This is a genomic window from Burkholderia cenocepacia, from assembly GCF_900446215.1.
Lineage (GTDB): Bacteria > Pseudomonadota > Gammaproteobacteria > Burkholderiales > Burkholderiaceae > Burkholderia > Burkholderia cenocepacia.
The window spans coordinates 84,681-99,526 of the sequence record NZ_UAQZ01000001.1 but is presented as its reverse complement, the minus strand read 5'-3'; the positions used below and the strand labels follow the sequence as shown (position 1 = coordinate 99,526).

The following is a 14,846-nucleotide window of genomic DNA, read 5'->3' as shown; positions in this document are numbered from 1 at the left end:
CATGAAGAAGCACATCAGAATCGAACGGGGCGACACGGCGTTCGACGCCTATCTCGCGCTGCCGGAAGCGGGCCGCGGCCCGGTCATCGTCTTGCTGCAGGAAATCTTCGGCGTGAACGCCGAAATGCGCAAAGTGGCGGATCTCTATGCGGCCGAGGGCTACGTCGTCATCGCGCCGGACCTGTTCCACCCGTTCGGTCCGAACATCGAACTTGGTTACGGGGACGCCGACCATGCCAAGGCTTTCGACTATTACACGCGGCTCGACGTGGCCCGCGCCGTCGACGATATCCGTGCGACCATCGCCCATGCGCGCACGCTGCCCGAATCGACCGGCAAGGTCGGCGTGCTCGGCTTCTGTCTCGGCGGCAAGCTCGCGTGGCTCGCCGCGGCGCAGGGCGACGTCGATTGCGCGGTCGGCTATTACGGTGTCGGCATCGAGCAGTCGCTCGAACTGGCCGAGCGCATCGCGTGCCCGCTCGCACTGCATTTCGGCGCCGACGATCCGCTCAATCCGCCCGCGATCGTGACGGCGATCCGCGCGGCGCTGGACGGCAAGCCGAACCTGAAGCTTTACGCGTACGACGGTGCCGGCCATGCCTTCAGCCGTAGCGGGCCGACCTTCGTCAAGGCGGCCGCGATGTCCGCGCACACACGCAGTCTTGCGGTGTTTCGCAAGGTGCTCGGCCCCGACTACGATCTGGGCGCGCTCGCCGATCATCACTTCCATCTGGAATTCTCCGCGCGCGATCCCGAGGAGACGATGCGGACCATGGTGCCCGAACCGTACGTGAATCACGTGCCGACCATGACGGGCGGCACCGGGTACACGGAACTGAAGCGCTTCTACACGCATCACTTCATCCACGGCAACCCGGCCGACATGGCGATGGCGCCGATCTCGCGCGTGGTCGGCGTCGATCGCATGGTGGACGAGTTCATCCTGACGTTTACGCACGACCGGGAGATCGACTGGCTGCTGCCCGGCGTCGCGCCGACCGGCAAGCGCGTGGAGATTCCGATGGTCGTCGTCGTCGAATTCCGCGGGCCGAAGCTCTACAACGAGCACATCTACTGGGACCAGGCGAGCGTGCTTGTGCAGCTCGGGCTGCTCGATCCGCACGGGTTGCCGGTCGGGGGCGTCGACGTCGCGCGCAAGCTGCGCGACGAAACGTTGCCGTCGAATACGCTGATGGTGCGCTGGCGCGAGAGCGAACCGGCGCGATAGCGGCGCCTGTCGGCCACGACGCGCCCTCCTTCGCCGGTGGTGACGCTGCCATCGGCGGTTTTCGTGACCGGCAGCGGCGCGTTTTCGAATCGGCCAGTTTGCAAACTGAATCGAGCTATTGTGATAAGAAAAGTTATCCTTATAGCGCCATCATATGCTCCAACTACGTGTTCCTCGATAAAAGGATCGGCGCGTTAAACCACCGGAAAACCGGTTCCGTCGATGCGTTCCCACCGCGCGTCGATATTCGCGCGTAGCGCGTCGACGCGCTCGCGCGAACACAACGTCGAGCGCCGCTTTGCCGGGCAGCAGACGCAACAGGCAGCCGCCCGCTGACGGGTACCGGCCATCCGCCATCGGCTTACGCGGCAACAGCCGCAGACCTTCGATTCACCTGCCCTGCCGCGAACCGGTCGAAGCGTCCGCCGAGCCCGTCCGGCTGCGACCTGGCCACCTACGCCGCCGACGATCCACTTTTCCGAATCAGCACGTCGGGCGTCAACGCGCTGCATTGCCCGACGCCCAGCATCGCCATGTTCCGGTCCACTTCGTCGCGCAGCAGGCCGATCGCATGCAGCACACCGGCTTGCCCGGCCACGGCCGCCGCGTAATTGAACGGCCGCCCGACGAACACCATGCGCGCGCCCATCGCAACCGCTTTCAGCACATCCGACCCGCGACGAAACCCGCTGTCGATCATCACCGGATAATCCGCTCCGAGCGCCCGGACCACGTCAGGCAGGATCCGCATCGGCGACACCGCGCCGTCCAGCTGGCGGCCGCCGTGGTTCGACAGGATGATGCCGTCGGCGCCGATGTCGCGCGCGATCACGGCATCGTCCACGCTGAGAATCCCCTTGATCACCAGTTCGCCCTTCCATTCCTGCCGGATCCGTTTCAGGTGGCCCCAGTCGAGATGGTCGCGCGCGGAGAAATCCCGCAGCACGGTCGACGACAGGATCGGCGCGCCGCGTGTCGCAAACGAGTTTTCGAAATGCGGCATGCCGTGCGCGAGCAGCGTCCGGGCGAAGGTGCCCGCGAGCCAGCGCGGCCGCGTGATGCCGTCCCAGAACAGGCGCGGCCCGGGGCGCAGCGGCGTGGTGAAGCCGGTCCGCACGTTGTTCTCGCGATTGGCGGACACGGGAATGTCGACCGTGATCACCAGCGTCCGGTAGCCGGCGCGCGCGACGCGTTCGAGCAACGCGGCAATACGATCGGGATCGCCGGGCAGGTACGCCTGGAACCAGGTACCCGGCGCGGCGGCCGCCACCTCTTCCAGCGGGATCAGCGACGAGCCGCTCATGATCGACGCGATGCCCGCGCGCTGCGCGGCCCGCGCCAAGACGATGTCGCCGCGATAGGTCGACAGCGCATGGATACCCATCGGCGCGATGCCGAACGGCGACGCATAGCGCCGTCCGAACAGCTCGACCGTCTGTTGCCGTTGCGAAACGTTGCGCAGCACACGCGTCGCGAATCCGTACTCGTCGAACACGGCGCGGTTGTCGTCGCGCGTGCGGTTGTCCTCCGCCGCGCCGCTGACATAGCCGAAGATCGGGCGCGGCAGCACGCGCCGCGCCGCCGCCTCGAAATCGTGGAGGCTCAGCATGTTTCGCAGCACGCGCGGCGGGCGCGTATCGGCCAGCGGACGGCTGGCTGCGGGACGGGATGAGGCGGACGGGGTCATTTCTGCGGCCTGTTGTCGAATCGATGCGGGAATTTTAGGGTCGCGCGAGGCGCTTAAAAAGCGATAATCTTCCAAGGAATTTGTTCGATAAAAGCGAAAGACCATGGCGACTCCGACTCTCAAGCAACTCGACGCGTTTTACTGGGCGGCGACCTGCGCCAACTTCTCGACCGCCGCGCAACGGCTCCATCTGTCGGTGTCGTCGTTGTCCAAGCGCATCAACGAACTCGAACAGGTGGTCGAGCGCACGCTGTTCGACCGCAGCGGCCATCGTGCCGTGCTGACCGACGACGGCGAGGCGTTGCTGCCCGCCGTGGTGCGGGTGCTCGAGTCCGTCGCCGCGTTGCAGGAATCGGTCGCGCGGGACGAAGGGTTGAGCGGCCGGCTGCGCTTCGGCGTCGGCGAGTTGTCGGCGCTGACGTGGCTGCCGCGCTTCGTCGCGGCGGTCCAGAAGCTGCATCCGAAGCTGGCGCTCGAGCCGTATGTCGACGTGGGCGCGGCGCTGGAGGAGAAAGTCGACGCCGGCGAGCTGGATTTCGCGGTGATCGCCGGCCGTTCGTCGCGCGGCAGCGTGATGTCGCAGCCGGTGGCGGAAGCGCGGTTCGCGTGGATGGCGGCCGAGACGCTGGTCGGCAGCGAACGCGATCTGACGCCGGCGCTGATCGCCCGTCATGCGCTGGTACTGCTGCCGTCCGGTTCGGGCGTGACGCGCATTCTCGACGACTGGCTGCTGGCATGCGGGATCAATCATGCGCGCCGGATCGCGTGCAACAACTGGAGCGCGGTGGCCGGGATGTTGAGTGAAGGCGTCGGCATCGGCTTCCTGCCGGTCGACTGGGCGCGTGCGCGCCTGGGCGGCGATCTCGTCGAACTGACGAGCGAGCCGCCGCTGACGCCGCTTCAGTATGCGTTCCAGTGGCGTCGCGGCGACGTGCGCGGGTTGATACCGTCGATGCTGTCGCTGGTGCGGCAGTATGCGGATTTCCGCTGATGCGCGATTGGCCGCCGCGCGTCACGCGCGGGCGGCCGGGAACGGGCGCGTGGCCGTCAGGCTTCGTCGATGCGCGAGACGCGCTTCGGGTCGGGCATCCACAGGTAGCAGAGCAACGACACGAGCACGCATCCCGACACGTAGTAGAAGAACCACGCTTCGTGTCCGATGCTCTTCATCCATAGCGCGACATACTCGGCCGTGCCGCCGAACAGCGAGACGGTGATCGCGTAAGGCAGCCCCACGCCCAGCGCACGCACGCCGACCGGGAACAGCTCGGCCTTGGCCACCGCGCTGACCGACGAATACAGGCTGACGATCAGCAGCGCGCCGATGATCAGCGCCAGCGCGCTGCCGGTCGTCTGGACCCCGCGCAGCGCCTGGAAAATCGGCACCGTGCACAGCGTGCCGAGGATGCCGAACGCGATCAGCAGCGGACGACGGCCGATGCGATCGGACAGGCTGCCGAAGATCGGCTGCATCGCGACGAACGCAAGCAGGCTGAGCACGGAGACCATCGACGCGTCGGCCTTGCTCATCCCCGCGCTGTTGACGAGGAACTTCTGCATGTACGTCGTGTACGCATAGAAGGCCACCGTGCCGCCGAGCGTCAGGCCGGCGACGATCAGGCATTCGCGCTTGTGGCGAAACAGGTCGGCGAGCGACGCGTGGCGACGCTTGCTCTGGCGATGCTGCTCGAACGAGGCCGTTTCCTTCATGTTGCTGCGCAGGAAGATCGCGCTGCAGGCGAGCAGCGATCCGAGCAGGAACGGGATGCGCCATCCCCAGCTTTCGAGCTGCGCGGTGGTCAGGAAGAACTGCTGCAGCACCACGAGGACGCCCATCGCGAGCAACTGGCCGAGCGACAGCGTCGCGAACAGGAAGCTCGAATAGAAACCGCGGCTGGATGGGGCGGCCATCTCGCTCAGATAGGTCGCCGAACTGGCGTACTCGCCGCCGAGGCTCAGCCCTTGCAGCAGCCGCGCCATGACCAGCAGCACGGGCGCGGCGATGCCGATGGTGTCGTAGCCGGGTGTCAGCCCGATGATCAGCGAGCCGATGCACATGGCGAGCACCGACACGAGCAGCGCGGCCTTGCGCCCCTTGCGATCCGCGTACATGCCGACGAGCCACCCGCCGATCGGACGCATGATGAAACCGACGGCAAAGATGGCCGCCGTGTTCAGCAATTGCACGGTCAGGTTGCCGTTCGGAAAGAACGCCTTCGCGAAGTACAGCGAAAACGCCGAATAGACGTACCAGTCGTAATACTCGATGAGGTTGCCTACCGATCCGCTGAAGATGGACCGCAGGTTCGCGAGGGTTCCGGTCGGCCGGGAATCCGTGGCCGTTGCAAGAGGGCTGGCGCGCGACACGTAATGTCTCCGTTTCGAATGTGCTCGTTGTCCGTGCAAGCGCTGGCCGTGGGTGGGCCGCTCGCGATCGGGTCCGGCAAGGTTAGAAGAGACGGTGCGTTGTAGAAAGCGAAATAATGACAAGGAGCCTGTTCGCTTTCTGGAAACATCGATCGGCGGGCTACCCTGCTCTCCCGCCGCCTTTCCGGAATCGGTCGCCGTTCGTCGATGCCCGGCAATCGATGCCGAATCGCCGGAAAGCCTTGTCCCGCGAGGCGCTACACGATCCGGATACATTGAAATACAAAATATCGCATGCGATTTAATCGAATCCGCTTGACGTGGGTGGCCGTCAGGCGGAAACTGCGTCGCATGCGATCGAATCGCATCTGAGACAAACCAACCGACGGAGCAAATGATGAGCAAGATCGAGAAAGTGCTGTACACGGGCAAGACGCATACGACTTCCGGGGGCCGCGACGGCGCCGCGCGCAGTTCCGACGGCCGCCTCGACATCCAGTTGTCGTCGCCGGGCAGCGCCGGCACCGGCACCAACCCGGAGCAACTGTTCGCGGCCGGCTGGTCGGCCTGCTTCATCGGCGCGATGCAGCTTGCGGCGCGCGCCGCGAAGGTGACGCTGCCGGCCGATCTCGCGGTCGACGCCGAAGTGGATCTCGGCACGGCGGGTAACGCGTACTTCCTGCAGGCCCGGCTGAACGTGAGCGTGCCGGGGCTCGAGCGCGACGTCGCGCAACGCATCGTCGACGCTGCGCATCAGACCTGCCCGTATTCGAAGGCGACGCGCGGCAACATCGACGTCGACATCCGGATCGCCTGAGCGTTGCATCGGGCGGCCGAGCGCCGCCCTCCCGAATTCCCGATTCCTTTTCCATCGAGGTGAAAAAAATGAAAGTCCAACTGATCGCTGCCCTTCTCGTTGCTGTTTCGTCTGCCGTTGCCGCTCCGGCGTTTGCCAATGAAGCCACCGTGACGCGTGCGCAGGTACGCGCCGAACTCGCGCAGCTTCAACACGTCGGCTATCCGCTGAACCGCGCGACCGACGCGACCTACCCGAACGATCTGCAAGCCGCGCTGACGCAGATCCGCGCCGACGATGCCGTCGCGGCCAACGCACCGGCGGCCGGCTACGGCGGCAACGGTGACACCGCGACGCAATCCGGCCGCCGGCATGTCGTCAGCGTGGCCGAGCGCTCGGTGTACTTCGGTCACTGAGCGCCCGCCCGGTACGTGAACCTGATTCCCTTTATCGCTGATTCCATTTTGTCGAGGTGCATGATGAAAACCCGCCTGATCGCTGCCCTTCTCGTTGCTGTTTCCGCTTCCGCCGCCGCACCGGCGTTCGCCGACGAAGCCGTCGTGTCCCGCGCCCAGGTACGCGCCGAGCTCGTCCAGTTGGCACAAGCCGGTTATCGGCCGGGCCGCGCGAACGATCCGCACTACCCGGACGATCTGCAGGCCGCATTGACGCGCATTCACGCGAGTCCCGCGGTGGCGGCCGATACGTCGGCATCCGGCTACGGCAGCGATGCCGCCGCTGTTACGCAGTCGGGCAGCCGGCCGGCGACGCGAATCGCCGAACGCTCGATCTACTTCGGTCATTGAACGAACGCGCGAACGACGCCGATAGTCGGCGTGTGGTGCACAACTCCCGAATTCCCGAATCCTGTCGAGGTAAATGATGAAGACCCAACTGATTGCCACCGTTCTCGTTGCCGTGTCGGCCGCCGTCGCCGCGCCGGCTTTTGCAAGTGAAAGCACCGTCACGCGTGCGCAGGTGCGTGCGGAACTGGCCGCGCTGCAGCAAGCCGGCTACCAGCCGAATCGTCCCAACGATCCGAACTATCCGGACAATATCCAGGCGGCGCTGAACCGGATTCGCGACCACGGTGCCGTCGCGGCCGACACGCAGGCAGCCGGTTACGGCAGCGATGCCGGCGGCGCCACGCAGTCCGGCAGCCGCAACACGGTGCGCACCGCCGAGCGCTCGATCTATTTCGGCCATTGAGCGCGGTACGGCGAATTCACTCGCCGACCTCTGCCATATAAAGCGCATGCGATGTAATCGCGTGCGCTTTTTTATTGGTATTGTCCCGGACCGTATCGCCAGCGCTACCCGTTCGCCCTGTCCGGGATTATTCTGTGCGGCTCCCCATCTTCCACCAAGGAGCCGCCGATGCCGGACGCCATGACCGGAAACGCGACAGCCGATGCGCACGTGCTCGACCGGGTCGTCTGGCATGCGCTCACGGGCCGGCAGCGCCGCTTTGCGCTTGGCGAGGGTCGCGCGCGGCGGTTCCCGACGGCCATCGCGCCGTTTGCCGCGATCGACGACACGAGCCCGGCGTCGTTCGACGCGCTGTGCGAGCTGATCGCCGCACACGGGCCGGCGGCGCTCGTCACGCCGGACGAGATCGAGGCGCCGGCGAGCCTGTCGGCGATCCGGCGCGCGACGTTGCTTCAAATGACCTGGCAAGGAACCTTGGACGCGGCGCACGAAGCGGAACCCGTTCCGCTCGGCGCAGCCGACGTGCCGGACATGCTCGCGCTAGCCGCCGCCGCGCAGCCGGGCCCGTTCGGCCCGCGCACGTTCGAGCTTGGCCACTACATCGGCGTGCGCAGCGAAGGCCGGCTGGCCGCGATGGCCGGCCAGCGGATGCAGGTCGAAGGGTATACCGAGATCAGCGCCGTCTGCGTGGACGCCGCGTTTCGGCGGCAAGGGCTGGCCGCGCGGTTGATCCGGTCGTTGATCGCGACGATCAGCGCGCGTGCGGAGACGCCGTTCCTGCACGTCCTCACGACGAACCAGGTGGCGATCGAGCGCTATCTCGCGCTCGGTTTCGTCGTCCGTCGCGAGATGCACCTGCTGGTGCTGGGCGACGCGCACACGTGACAACGCGGCCGGCGCGATTCCCGCGCCGGCCGTTGGCCGGGCCTGAGCGTTCTTATGCTTCGGTCGACCGGATCAGGTTGCCGCGCAACGTGACGATCGCCTTCTGCACTTTCGCGAATTCGTCCGGCTTCAGCCCGGTGGCTTCGACGAGGTTCATGTCGAGCCCCTTCTCGCGCACGCGGCGGCCGCTTTTCGTCAGGCTGACGAGCACCTGGCGTTCGTCGGACGGATCACGGTGCCGCTCCAGGTAGCCCATTGCCTCGAGCTTCTTCAGGATCGGCGTCAGCGTGTTGGATTCGAGGAACAGCTTCTCGCCGAGCTGGCCGACGGTCTGGTTGTCCTGCTCCCACAGCGCAATGATCGTGATGTACTGCGTATACGTGAGGCCGAGCTCGTCGAGGATCGGCTTGTACGCCTTGCCGAACGCAAGGTTCGCCGAGTAGATCGCAAAGCACAGGAACTCGGACAGCTTCGGCGCGGCGGGCGACGGGGTTTCGGTCGGTTTCATGGACTTCCTCCAGCGACGCGAACGGTCGCAGACAACGCATTATATATCGCATGCGATTTTATCGGAGGCATGATAATCGGTCTCGATCGGCTGACGCGCGCCGCGCTCGCTCAGCCCGGCTCGCGGCGCTTGCCGGTTGGCTGACGGCTGACCGACAGTAACGTGCACTGCACCGGATGCGCGATTTCGGTCGCGAGCCCGCCCGCGGCAAACAGCAGGATCATCAGCCAGCGTTTCATGCGTCCTCCACGACCGAGAGGCTCGCCCCATCGGCGATCGTCGCGTCGAGCGCATAGGGATCGACGCCGTCGAGGCAGCCGAGATTGACGCGCCAGCATGCCGGGTCCTTGCGGGTCTGGTGGAACGGATAGACGCCGCACCGGCTGCAGAAATAGTGACGGGCCGTGTGCGTGTTGAACTGATAGCAGGTCAGCGCGCCCTCGCCTTCGACGATCGTCAGGTTGGCGGCGGCGAACATCGGGCTCATCAGCGCGCCGCGCCGGCGGCACAGGCTGCAGTTGCAGCGGACGGCCGGCGCAATGGCCGCCGTGACTTCGAACTTGACGGCCCCGCAATGGCAGGACCCTTTGAACCAGGTGGCAGACATGACGGGCTCCGAAAGAGGTCATGCCTGCTTTATAGCGAAGCCGCGCGCGGGCGTTGTATCGCACTGTATCCGCGCGCGGCGCGGATACAGAACATTGCACATCCGCGGCAGGCGATCAGTCCAGCACGTGCTGCATCCGCTCGATTGCCGCCCGCGTTTCGCGTTCGAGCGCCGCGAACAGCTCGGCCGCCGGCAGCGCGCGGACCAGCGGCGCCGCCTGCCCCGCCCATTGCGCGCCGTAACCGAATTCGCCCTGCGCTTTCGCGGCCGCATGCAGCGCCTTGCCCGCATCGTAGGCGATTGGATACGCAGGCGTGGCCGGCGCGCGCGGGTCGTCGCCGAGCGCGGTCAGCCGGTTCGCGATGCCGCGCGCGACGCGGCCCGAGATCGCGTGCGTGAACGTGGTGCGGTGCGCCGCCTCGCCGAGGATCGCGCGGCGGTAGCCGTCGTCGATCGACGTCTCCGGGCACGCGACGAACGCGGTGCCGAGCTGCGCGGCCTGCGCGCCGAGCGCGAGCGCGGCGGCAATGCCCGCGCCGTCCATGATGCCGCCGGCGGCGATCACCGGCAGCGCGCATTCGCCCACGATCAGGCGCGTCAGCGCGAATGTGCCGAGGCGATCGTCGTGCGCGGTCGAGTCGAACACGCCGCGATGCCCGCCGGCCTCGATGCCCTGCGCGACGATCGCGTCGATGCCGGCGGCGGCAACTTGGCGGGCTTCGTCGAGATTCGTCGCCGTGGCGAACAGCGTGATGCCCGCGCGCTTGAGCGCGGCGATCACGTCAGCGGACGGCAACCCGAAATGGAAGCTGACGACCGCCGGCTTTTCCTCGACGAGCATCGCCTGCATCGCGTGGTCCGCGACGAAGCTCGTGTAGATCTCCGACAGCGATGCAGGCGGCGTCGCGCCATACGCGCGGAACGCGGGGGCGAGCCAGTCGAGCCACGCGCGCTCGACGGCCGCGTCGGCTTGCGCCGGACGGTGGCAGAACACGTTGATGTTGAACGGCCGGTCGGTGAGCGCGCGCGTGTCGCGGATCATCTTGCGTGCGCCGTCGGAATCGGTTGCGCCGACGCCGAGCGAGCCGAGCCCGCCCGCGTTCGAGACGGCGGCGGCCAGCGCCGGCGTGCTGACGCCGGCCATCGGCGCCTGCACGATCGGCGCGCGGATGCCGAGCGTGCGCAACAGGGTTGCCCGGCGGTCGGTCGGTTGATGCATGGTGCTGGTCTCCTGGTGGCAGCCGAAATGCCGGCCGCACGTATCGCATTGCCGGTTTCATCCCTAGAATAGCGGACGGCGAAACCGCGTCCAAGGCCGTCACCGTGCAGCGTTCGTCGAACGCTTCACCCGACATTCATGCGGTTTGGCCGAATAACGAACAACACCATTACACCATCCATGAAAAGAAGAACATTTCTCGCGCTGCCCGCCGTGGCGGCGTCCGGCATGCTGGCCGGCTGTTCCAGCGCCGACCTGGGGCCCGTCACCCATCGCCTGATGAAGGACCCTGAATACCGGGAAACGCTCTCGGCGTTCCTGATCAGCGCGGACGGGAAAAAGCTCGTCGTGATCGGCAAGCAGTATCACTACATTTTCGATGTGCCGCCGGCCCTCGCCGTCAACCTCACGGCACCCTACCGTCCCAAGTTGTATACCGACTTCGACGATTTCGAGACGCACGGCGATACGATCTCCGGGCGTTACGTGCTGCGGCTTGCGCGCGAGGATGCGCCTCCCGGCTCCGAGCTTCGCGAGCGTGCGCTCGCGGACGGTTTCAAGGACCAGCGCCACCAGCTGACGGAGAGCGGTACGATCAGCGGCAAGCGCTACCAGCCGAACGACGTCACGCCGTCGTCACTCCCGCAGGCGTTCAATCACGAGTATGACGTCAAGGTCATCGAGCGGCCATCGGTACTCGGCAAGGGCGCCAAGCTCGCCCTGTCGCCGATCACGATGGCGGCGGACGGCGCGCTGGGCCTGCTTGGCCTCGCACTGTTCCCGATTGCGTTGACGGCCTTCATCGTCATCGCGAGCTGAGGGGAGTCCACGATGACATCCCCTGCACGACAACTGCTCCGGATCGCCTGCGCGGCCGCTTGCCTGGCATTCGCGCAACACGCCGTGGCCGACGACGACTGGGACGCCGCCCGCCAGGTGCGCACTTCCTGGGTATTCGCGTCGATGAAGGAAAGCGACGTGCGGCCGACGCTCGATCGCGCGCTGAAGGACCAGCTGCGCTGGGCCCGTCTGCCCGGCAACGCGCCCGATGACGGCGCGTTCCGCTGCACGAAGCTCGCGGTGCCGCCGCCGTCGGCCGCTGCGCAGGCGGCGTTCGACGCGGCGCCGTCGTCGCGCGGTCGCGATGCCGACAAAGCGTACGCGAAAGCCGCGTCGCTCGGCGCGTGGCGCGCGGCGGCGCGACTCGTCAACAGTTCGCTCGAGGACGAGGATTGGGAAGGCGCGCAGCCGGCGGTCGCGTGGCTGCTCGCGCATCAGGTACCGGCCGGATACAACAAGCTCGCGGACGTGATGCAGGCGATGTCGGGCTACGACGGCGAAACGCCCGGCGAACGCGTGAGGGGGATGATCGCGTCGTTGCGCTGGCGCGCGGCGCGTGAAGGCGATCCGGTCGCGCAGATGGAGATGGCCGATCTGTTCGAGAAGCTCGGCGACAGCGAGCGCGTGGCCGCGCTGCGCGCGTGCGCGACGCAGCAGAATCCGGAACTGAAATGAGGTGCGCCGCCGGTACGCCGCGATGACAGGCGGCGTACCGGCGTGCACGACGACATCGCCCGTCAGACTTCGTAGCGTACCGCATGCGCTTCGGTCGGCAGCGGCAGATCCCAGCGCAGCAGCATCGCCTCGAGCGCCCGGTTCGTCAGCGACGTGTCGCGCCGCGCATTGCGGCGCAACAGTTCGGCGCGCGGCCGTTCGAGGTACACGAGCGTCACGTCGGCGCCGTATGCATACAGCAGGTCGAGCGTCTTCTTGCGCATCAGCGGCGACAGGTTCGTCGCATTCCACACGAACGGCCGCCGGTCGCGCAACAACGCCTTCGCGGCATCGACCGCATGGTGCGCGACCGCGCCCTCGTTGCGACCGTGACGCAGTCCCAACGCATCGCGCGCATCGTCGAACGACACGACCGGCAGATCCGGATGATGCCGCGCGACCCACGTGTTCTTGCCCGATGCCGGCAGGCCCGCCATCACGACGACCGGCGAGCCCGGCGTGCGAAACAGCGGATAGTCGGGATGCACGTCCGCGCCGCGGAAGTAGCTGAGTGCGGTATGCGCGTCGGCGAATGCACGCGGCTGGCCGTAACAGCCGTCCTCCCGCGCCAGTTCGCGCCACAGCTCGATATTGTCGAGCACACGCTGCGTGTCGTTGCAGATGCGCCCGCGAATGTCGGCTTCGGCGAGCAGGCACAACAGCGGCAGGCTGACCTGCCACGACAGCTCGCGCGCGATGAACTCGGGCGTGCCGCGGCGCGAGCCGCTCATCGCGAAGAACGGCACCTGGTGCACGGCGATCATCCGGCAGATGGCCTCGCGCACCGCGAACGGCACGCCGGCATCCCACAGCGCGATACGCGCGTCGATCGCCCCTTTGCGCGAGTGGCCGGGATGACCGATCGCACCGGTGACGGGATCGACGGCCGTCGTGCTCGACTTGGCGATGTCGTGCAGCAGCGCGGCCAGGAACACGATTTCCTGATCGGCGCGCGACGCCGTCCGATAACCGGGCAGCGCGAGCAATGCATCGATCACCATCATCGTATGCGTCCACACGTCGCCTTCGCCGTGATGCGCGGGCTCCTGCGGGGTGGTTTTCGCGTGTTCCAGCGCGGGGAACGCCGCGAGGCATGCGCGATAGTCCGGCTGCCGGCCGGGCGCAGGCACGAGCGCCTGCAGATGTTCGTACTTCATGATCGAGACTCCTGTCGAAGCGGCAGGCGGCCGCTTCGCATTCATTGGTTCGGATGCGCAGCCGGGCTCGGCCCCCACGTCACCGTCGGACGCGGTGCATACAGGTCGACACCCGGCGCGAGCAGGTTCGGGATGAACGGCTGCTCCGAGTGATGGCGCGCGGAATCGAGAATCGCCTGCACGAAATCGTGGCGCACCCACTTCAGGCGCGCGGTCGTCGTGTCGTCGGTCTCGATCTTCACGTAGAGCCCTTCGGACTGCTCCGACTTGTCGCACTGCTGCCACGCGCGCGCGAGGTCGAGCCCCTGCCGTCGCACGGTGTGCTCGAACGCGTGACGCCAGTCCGGCGTTTTTGCGAGCGACGGGCCGAGCAGCGCCTTGAGGTCCGCGAGCCGCGCCGGCGCCACGCCCTCGTACAGCACGGGCACCGACAGTACGGGGCCGTCGGCGAGCAGCGCGCGCCGCGCAGGCGTCGACAGGAAGCGGCCGGTCGCACGGTCGAACACGTCGAATTCGAGAAAATGATGCGGCAACGCGTCGTAGAACACCGCGTGCTTCTTGCTCATCGTCTCGCCGTACATCACGTAGCGATCGCCGAGGCGCTCGAGCAGCCAGCCGGCATGGGCCGCCGCCCACGTCTTCACGAAGCCGAACTGCCGCTCGCGGCCGCCGCCGGCCAGATAGTGGCCGCGCGACTGCAACAGCAGTTCGCCTGCCGGGCTGAAGCTGATGCCCGTGTTCGCACCGTCGAGCTTTTCCTCGACGACGAGGTGCGCGCCCGCGAGGGTGCGATAGGGAACGTGGTCGTGACCTTCGTCGCCGTCCTGCAGGCGCGAACCTTCAAGGTGCGGCGTGCGCGGGTAGCGTGCAAGGTCGAGCGATTGCGCGTAGGCGCGAAAATCCAGCGTCATGGTCTTTCTCCGGAAACAGGGAAAAAGCCGACGACGTGAACGAACGGACAGGAGTGCGTTGCGGTGTCAGTGCGAGTCCGGCAGCGGCCCTGCGATCACCGTTCCGGCGCGATGGCGCGAGCGGAACCGGGCAGGACGACGCGGCCGGGATGGCAGTCGTCGGCGTATCAGGCGAAGGGACGAATGATTGCGGGCACTTGGATCACCGATTCGATGAGGGTTCAGGGATGAAGCAGGCGGATGCTACGAAACGATTCCGGCGGTGTCAAGCACGACCGGACGAGTTCGTTACGGCCTTTCGAACGCGTTGAGCGCCTGCTGCGACGCGCCGCACGCGTGATCGATGCATGAATGATCCGGAATCCTATGTGTATGTTTTTCGCCACATCGGGTGCCGAAGCGATCGCCGGCATCGTGCCGTTCGCTTGCTGCGTCGGTTGCGTGGCCGTCGGCGGCGGTTGCGCCGGCGGCCACGCAACCGACGTCATGGTTTTCCCGGCCCGCAGGATGGCGCGGGGGGCCCATCGTTTTCGATACGCCCCCGCCCGCCACGCAGGCTGCAACGGCCTGCCGGGCGAATACGGGCTGCCGCGGGCGCCCGACCCTTTCTGCTCAGGAAAGGACGCTTGAAACATCCGCAATTATCACGTGCCGCCGATTTGCCCACCATGTGTCGGACGATCGGCGCAGCCGGCATGACCGGCGCTTGCACGAGTCC

Annotated in this window: 17 protein-coding genes; 9 read left to right on the top strand and 8 right to left on the bottom strand. The window is 66.8% G+C overall.

Annotated elements, in window-relative coordinates; all coding sequences use genetic code 11:
• Position 1 precedes the first annotated feature (1 nt).
• Positions 2–1,228, top strand: a complete 1,227-nt coding sequence (locus DTA15_RS00410; RefSeq protein ID WP_006482268.1) for a dienelactone hydrolase family protein — start codon at positions 2–4, stop codon at positions 1,226–1,228.
• Positions 1,229–1,682: 454 nt separating this feature from the next.
• Here the strand turns inward: DTA15_RS00410 and DTA15_RS00405 are convergent, their stop codons facing one another.
• A complete protein-coding gene (locus DTA15_RS00405) occupies positions 1,683–3,020 on the bottom strand; it encodes an alpha-hydroxy acid oxidase (protein WP_006482266.1) in 1,338 nt (445 codons plus the stop codon).
• On the opposite strand from DTA15_RS00405, the gene DTA15_RS00400 reads away from it, so the two are divergent.
• Positions 3,019–3,906, top strand: a complete 888-nt coding sequence (locus tag DTA15_RS00400; protein ID WP_006482261.1) for a LysR family transcriptional regulator — start codon at positions 3,019–3,021, stop codon at positions 3,904–3,906. The genes DTA15_RS00405 and DTA15_RS00400 overlap by 2 nt on opposite strands.
• A 56-nt stretch (positions 3,907–3,962) precedes the next feature.
• Here the strand turns inward: DTA15_RS00400 and DTA15_RS00395 are convergent, their stop codons facing one another.
• Positions 3,963–5,282 carry an MFS transporter gene (locus DTA15_RS00395; protein ID WP_006482260.1) on the bottom strand — a complete coding sequence of 440 codons (1,320 nt, stop codon included), beginning with the start codon at positions 5,280–5,282 and terminating at the stop codon, positions 3,963–3,965.
• Positions 5,283–5,679: 397 nt separating this feature from the next.
• Between DTA15_RS00395 and DTA15_RS00390 the strand changes: the two genes are divergently transcribed.
• The 5 genes from DTA15_RS00390 (at position 5,680) to DTA15_RS00370 (ending at position 8,172) form a co-directional block, all read left to right on the top strand.
• On the top strand, positions 5,680–6,099 hold the full coding sequence (locus tag DTA15_RS00390) for an organic hydroperoxide resistance protein (protein WP_012492628.1): 420 nt from the start codon (positions 5,680–5,682) through the stop codon (positions 6,097–6,099).
• A 68-nt stretch (positions 6,100–6,167) separates the two neighbouring features.
• Positions 6,168–6,494: a DUF4148 domain-containing protein gene (locus DTA15_RS00385; protein WP_012492627.1), complete on the top strand. Its 327-nt coding sequence runs from the start codon at positions 6,168–6,170 to the stop codon at positions 6,492–6,494.
• A 63-nt stretch (positions 6,495–6,557) separates the two neighbouring features.
• The gene (locus DTA15_RS00380; RefSeq protein WP_034178614.1) at positions 6,558–6,884 is read left to right on the top strand and encodes a DUF4148 domain-containing protein; all 327 of its coding nucleotides are present in this window, start codon (positions 6,558–6,560) and stop codon (positions 6,882–6,884) included.
• 73 nt (positions 6,885–6,957) lie between these two features.
• The gene (locus DTA15_RS00375) at positions 6,958–7,287 is read left to right on the top strand and encodes a DUF4148 domain-containing protein (RefSeq protein ID WP_006493913.1); all 330 of its coding nucleotides are present in this window, start codon (positions 6,958–6,960) and stop codon (positions 7,285–7,287) included.
• Positions 7,288–7,455: 168 nt separating this feature from the next.
• On the top strand, positions 7,456–8,172 hold the full coding sequence (locus DTA15_RS00370) for a GNAT family N-acetyltransferase (protein WP_006482265.1): 717 nt from the start codon (positions 7,456–7,458) through the stop codon (positions 8,170–8,172).
• A 52-nt stretch (positions 8,173–8,224) separates the two neighbouring features.
• Here DTA15_RS00370 and DTA15_RS00365 read toward each other — a convergent pair whose 3' ends face one another.
• From DTA15_RS00365 to DTA15_RS00355, 4 genes are all read right to left on the bottom strand, one after another.
• Entirely contained in the window at positions 8,225–8,680 is a 456-nt protein-coding gene (locus tag DTA15_RS00365) for a MarR family winged helix-turn-helix transcriptional regulator (RefSeq protein ID WP_006482257.1), read from the bottom strand.
• Positions 8,681–8,790: 110 nt separating this feature from the next.
• The gene (locus tag DTA15_RS38910; protein ID WP_006493914.1) at positions 8,791–8,919 is read right to left on the bottom strand and encodes a hypothetical protein; all 129 of its coding nucleotides are present in this window, start codon (positions 8,917–8,919) and stop codon (positions 8,791–8,793) included.
• On the bottom strand, positions 8,916–9,287 hold the full coding sequence (locus DTA15_RS00360) for a GFA family protein (RefSeq protein WP_006482256.1): 372 nt from the start codon (positions 9,285–9,287) through the stop codon (positions 8,916–8,918). The genes DTA15_RS38910 and DTA15_RS00360 overlap by 4 nt, the downstream gene beginning before the upstream one ends.
• Before the next feature lie 115 nt (positions 9,288–9,402).
• The gene (locus DTA15_RS00355) at positions 9,403–10,506 is read right to left on the bottom strand and encodes an NAD(P)H-dependent flavin oxidoreductase (RefSeq protein WP_006493910.1); all 1,104 of its coding nucleotides are present in this window, start codon (positions 10,504–10,506) and stop codon (positions 9,403–9,405) included.
• A gap of 180 nt (positions 10,507–10,686) precedes the next feature.
• Here DTA15_RS00355 and DTA15_RS00350 point away from each other — a divergent pair, with 180 nt between their 5' ends.
• Together DTA15_RS00350 and DTA15_RS00345 are read left to right on the top strand one after the other, a co-directional pair.
• Positions 10,687–11,325, top strand: coding sequence for a hypothetical protein (locus tag DTA15_RS00350; protein ID WP_006483583.1), 639 nt, complete (start codon positions 10,687–10,689; stop codon positions 11,323–11,325).
• Positions 11,326–11,337: 12 nt separating this feature from the next.
• The gene (locus DTA15_RS00345) at positions 11,338–12,021 is read left to right on the top strand and encodes a hypothetical protein (protein WP_006493912.1); all 684 of its coding nucleotides are present in this window, start codon (positions 11,338–11,340) and stop codon (positions 12,019–12,021) included.
• 62 nt (positions 12,022–12,083) lie between these two features.
• Here DTA15_RS00345 and DTA15_RS00340 read toward each other — a convergent pair whose 3' ends face one another.
• Both DTA15_RS00340 and DTA15_RS00335 read right to left on the bottom strand, forming a co-directional pair.
• Entirely contained in the window at positions 12,084–13,217 is a 1,134-nt protein-coding gene (locus DTA15_RS00340; RefSeq protein ID WP_006483574.1) for an AAA family ATPase, read from the bottom strand.
• Between the two features lie 41 nt (positions 13,218–13,258).
• Positions 13,259–14,128 carry an RNA ligase family protein gene (locus DTA15_RS00335; protein ID WP_006483567.1) on the bottom strand — a complete coding sequence of 290 codons (870 nt, stop codon included), beginning with the start codon at positions 14,126–14,128 and terminating at the stop codon, positions 13,259–13,261.
• Between the last annotated feature and the right edge of the window lie 718 nt (positions 14,129–14,846).

Coding starts and splice junctions, on each gene's coding strand:
- DTA15_RS00410 (WP_006482268.1), top strand. CDS start 2: ATGAAGAAGCACATCAGAATCGAACGGGGCGACACGGCGTTCGACGCC.
- DTA15_RS00400 (WP_006482261.1), top strand. CDS start 3,019: ATGGCGACTCCGACTCTCAAGCAACTCGACGCGTTTTACTGGGCGGCG.
- DTA15_RS00405 (WP_006482266.1), bottom strand. CDS start 3,020: ATGGTCTTTCGCTTTTATCGAACAAATTCCTTGGAAGATTATCGCTTT.
- DTA15_RS00390 (WP_012492628.1), top strand. CDS start 5,680: ATGAGCAAGATCGAGAAAGTGCTGTACACGGGCAAGACGCATACGACT.
- DTA15_RS00385 (WP_012492627.1), top strand. CDS start 6,168: ATGAAAGTCCAACTGATCGCTGCCCTTCTCGTTGCTGTTTCGTCTGCC.
- DTA15_RS00380 (WP_034178614.1), top strand. CDS start 6,558: ATGAAAACCCGCCTGATCGCTGCCCTTCTCGTTGCTGTTTCCGCTTCC.
- DTA15_RS00375 (WP_006493913.1), top strand. CDS start 6,958: ATGATGAAGACCCAACTGATTGCCACCGTTCTCGTTGCCGTGTCGGCC.
- DTA15_RS00370 (WP_006482265.1), top strand. CDS start 7,456: ATGCCGGACGCCATGACCGGAAACGCGACAGCCGATGCGCACGTGCTC.
- DTA15_RS00365 (WP_006482257.1), bottom strand. CDS start 8,680: ATGAAACCGACCGAAACCCCGTCGCCCGCCGCGCCGAAGCTGTCCGAG.
- DTA15_RS38910 (WP_006493914.1), bottom strand. CDS start 8,919: ATGAAACGCTGGCTGATGATCCTGCTGTTTGCCGCGGGCGGGCTCGCG.
- DTA15_RS00360 (WP_006482256.1), bottom strand. CDS start 9,287: ATGTCTGCCACCTGGTTCAAAGGGTCCTGCCATTGCGGGGCCGTCAAG.
- DTA15_RS00355 (WP_006493910.1), bottom strand. CDS start 10,506: ATGCATCAACCGACCGACCGCCGGGCAACCCTGTTGCGCACGCTCGGC.
- DTA15_RS00350 (WP_006483583.1), top strand. CDS start 10,687: ATGAAAAGAAGAACATTTCTCGCGCTGCCCGCCGTGGCGGCGTCCGGC.
- DTA15_RS00345 (WP_006493912.1), top strand. CDS start 11,338: ATGACATCCCCTGCACGACAACTGCTCCGGATCGCCTGCGCGGCCGCT.
- DTA15_RS00340 (WP_006483574.1), bottom strand. CDS start 13,217: ATGAAGTACGAACATCTGCAGGCGCTCGTGCCTGCGCCCGGCCGGCAG.
- DTA15_RS00335 (WP_006483567.1), bottom strand. CDS start 14,128: ATGACGCTGGATTTTCGCGCCTACGCGCAATCGCTCGACCTTGCACGC.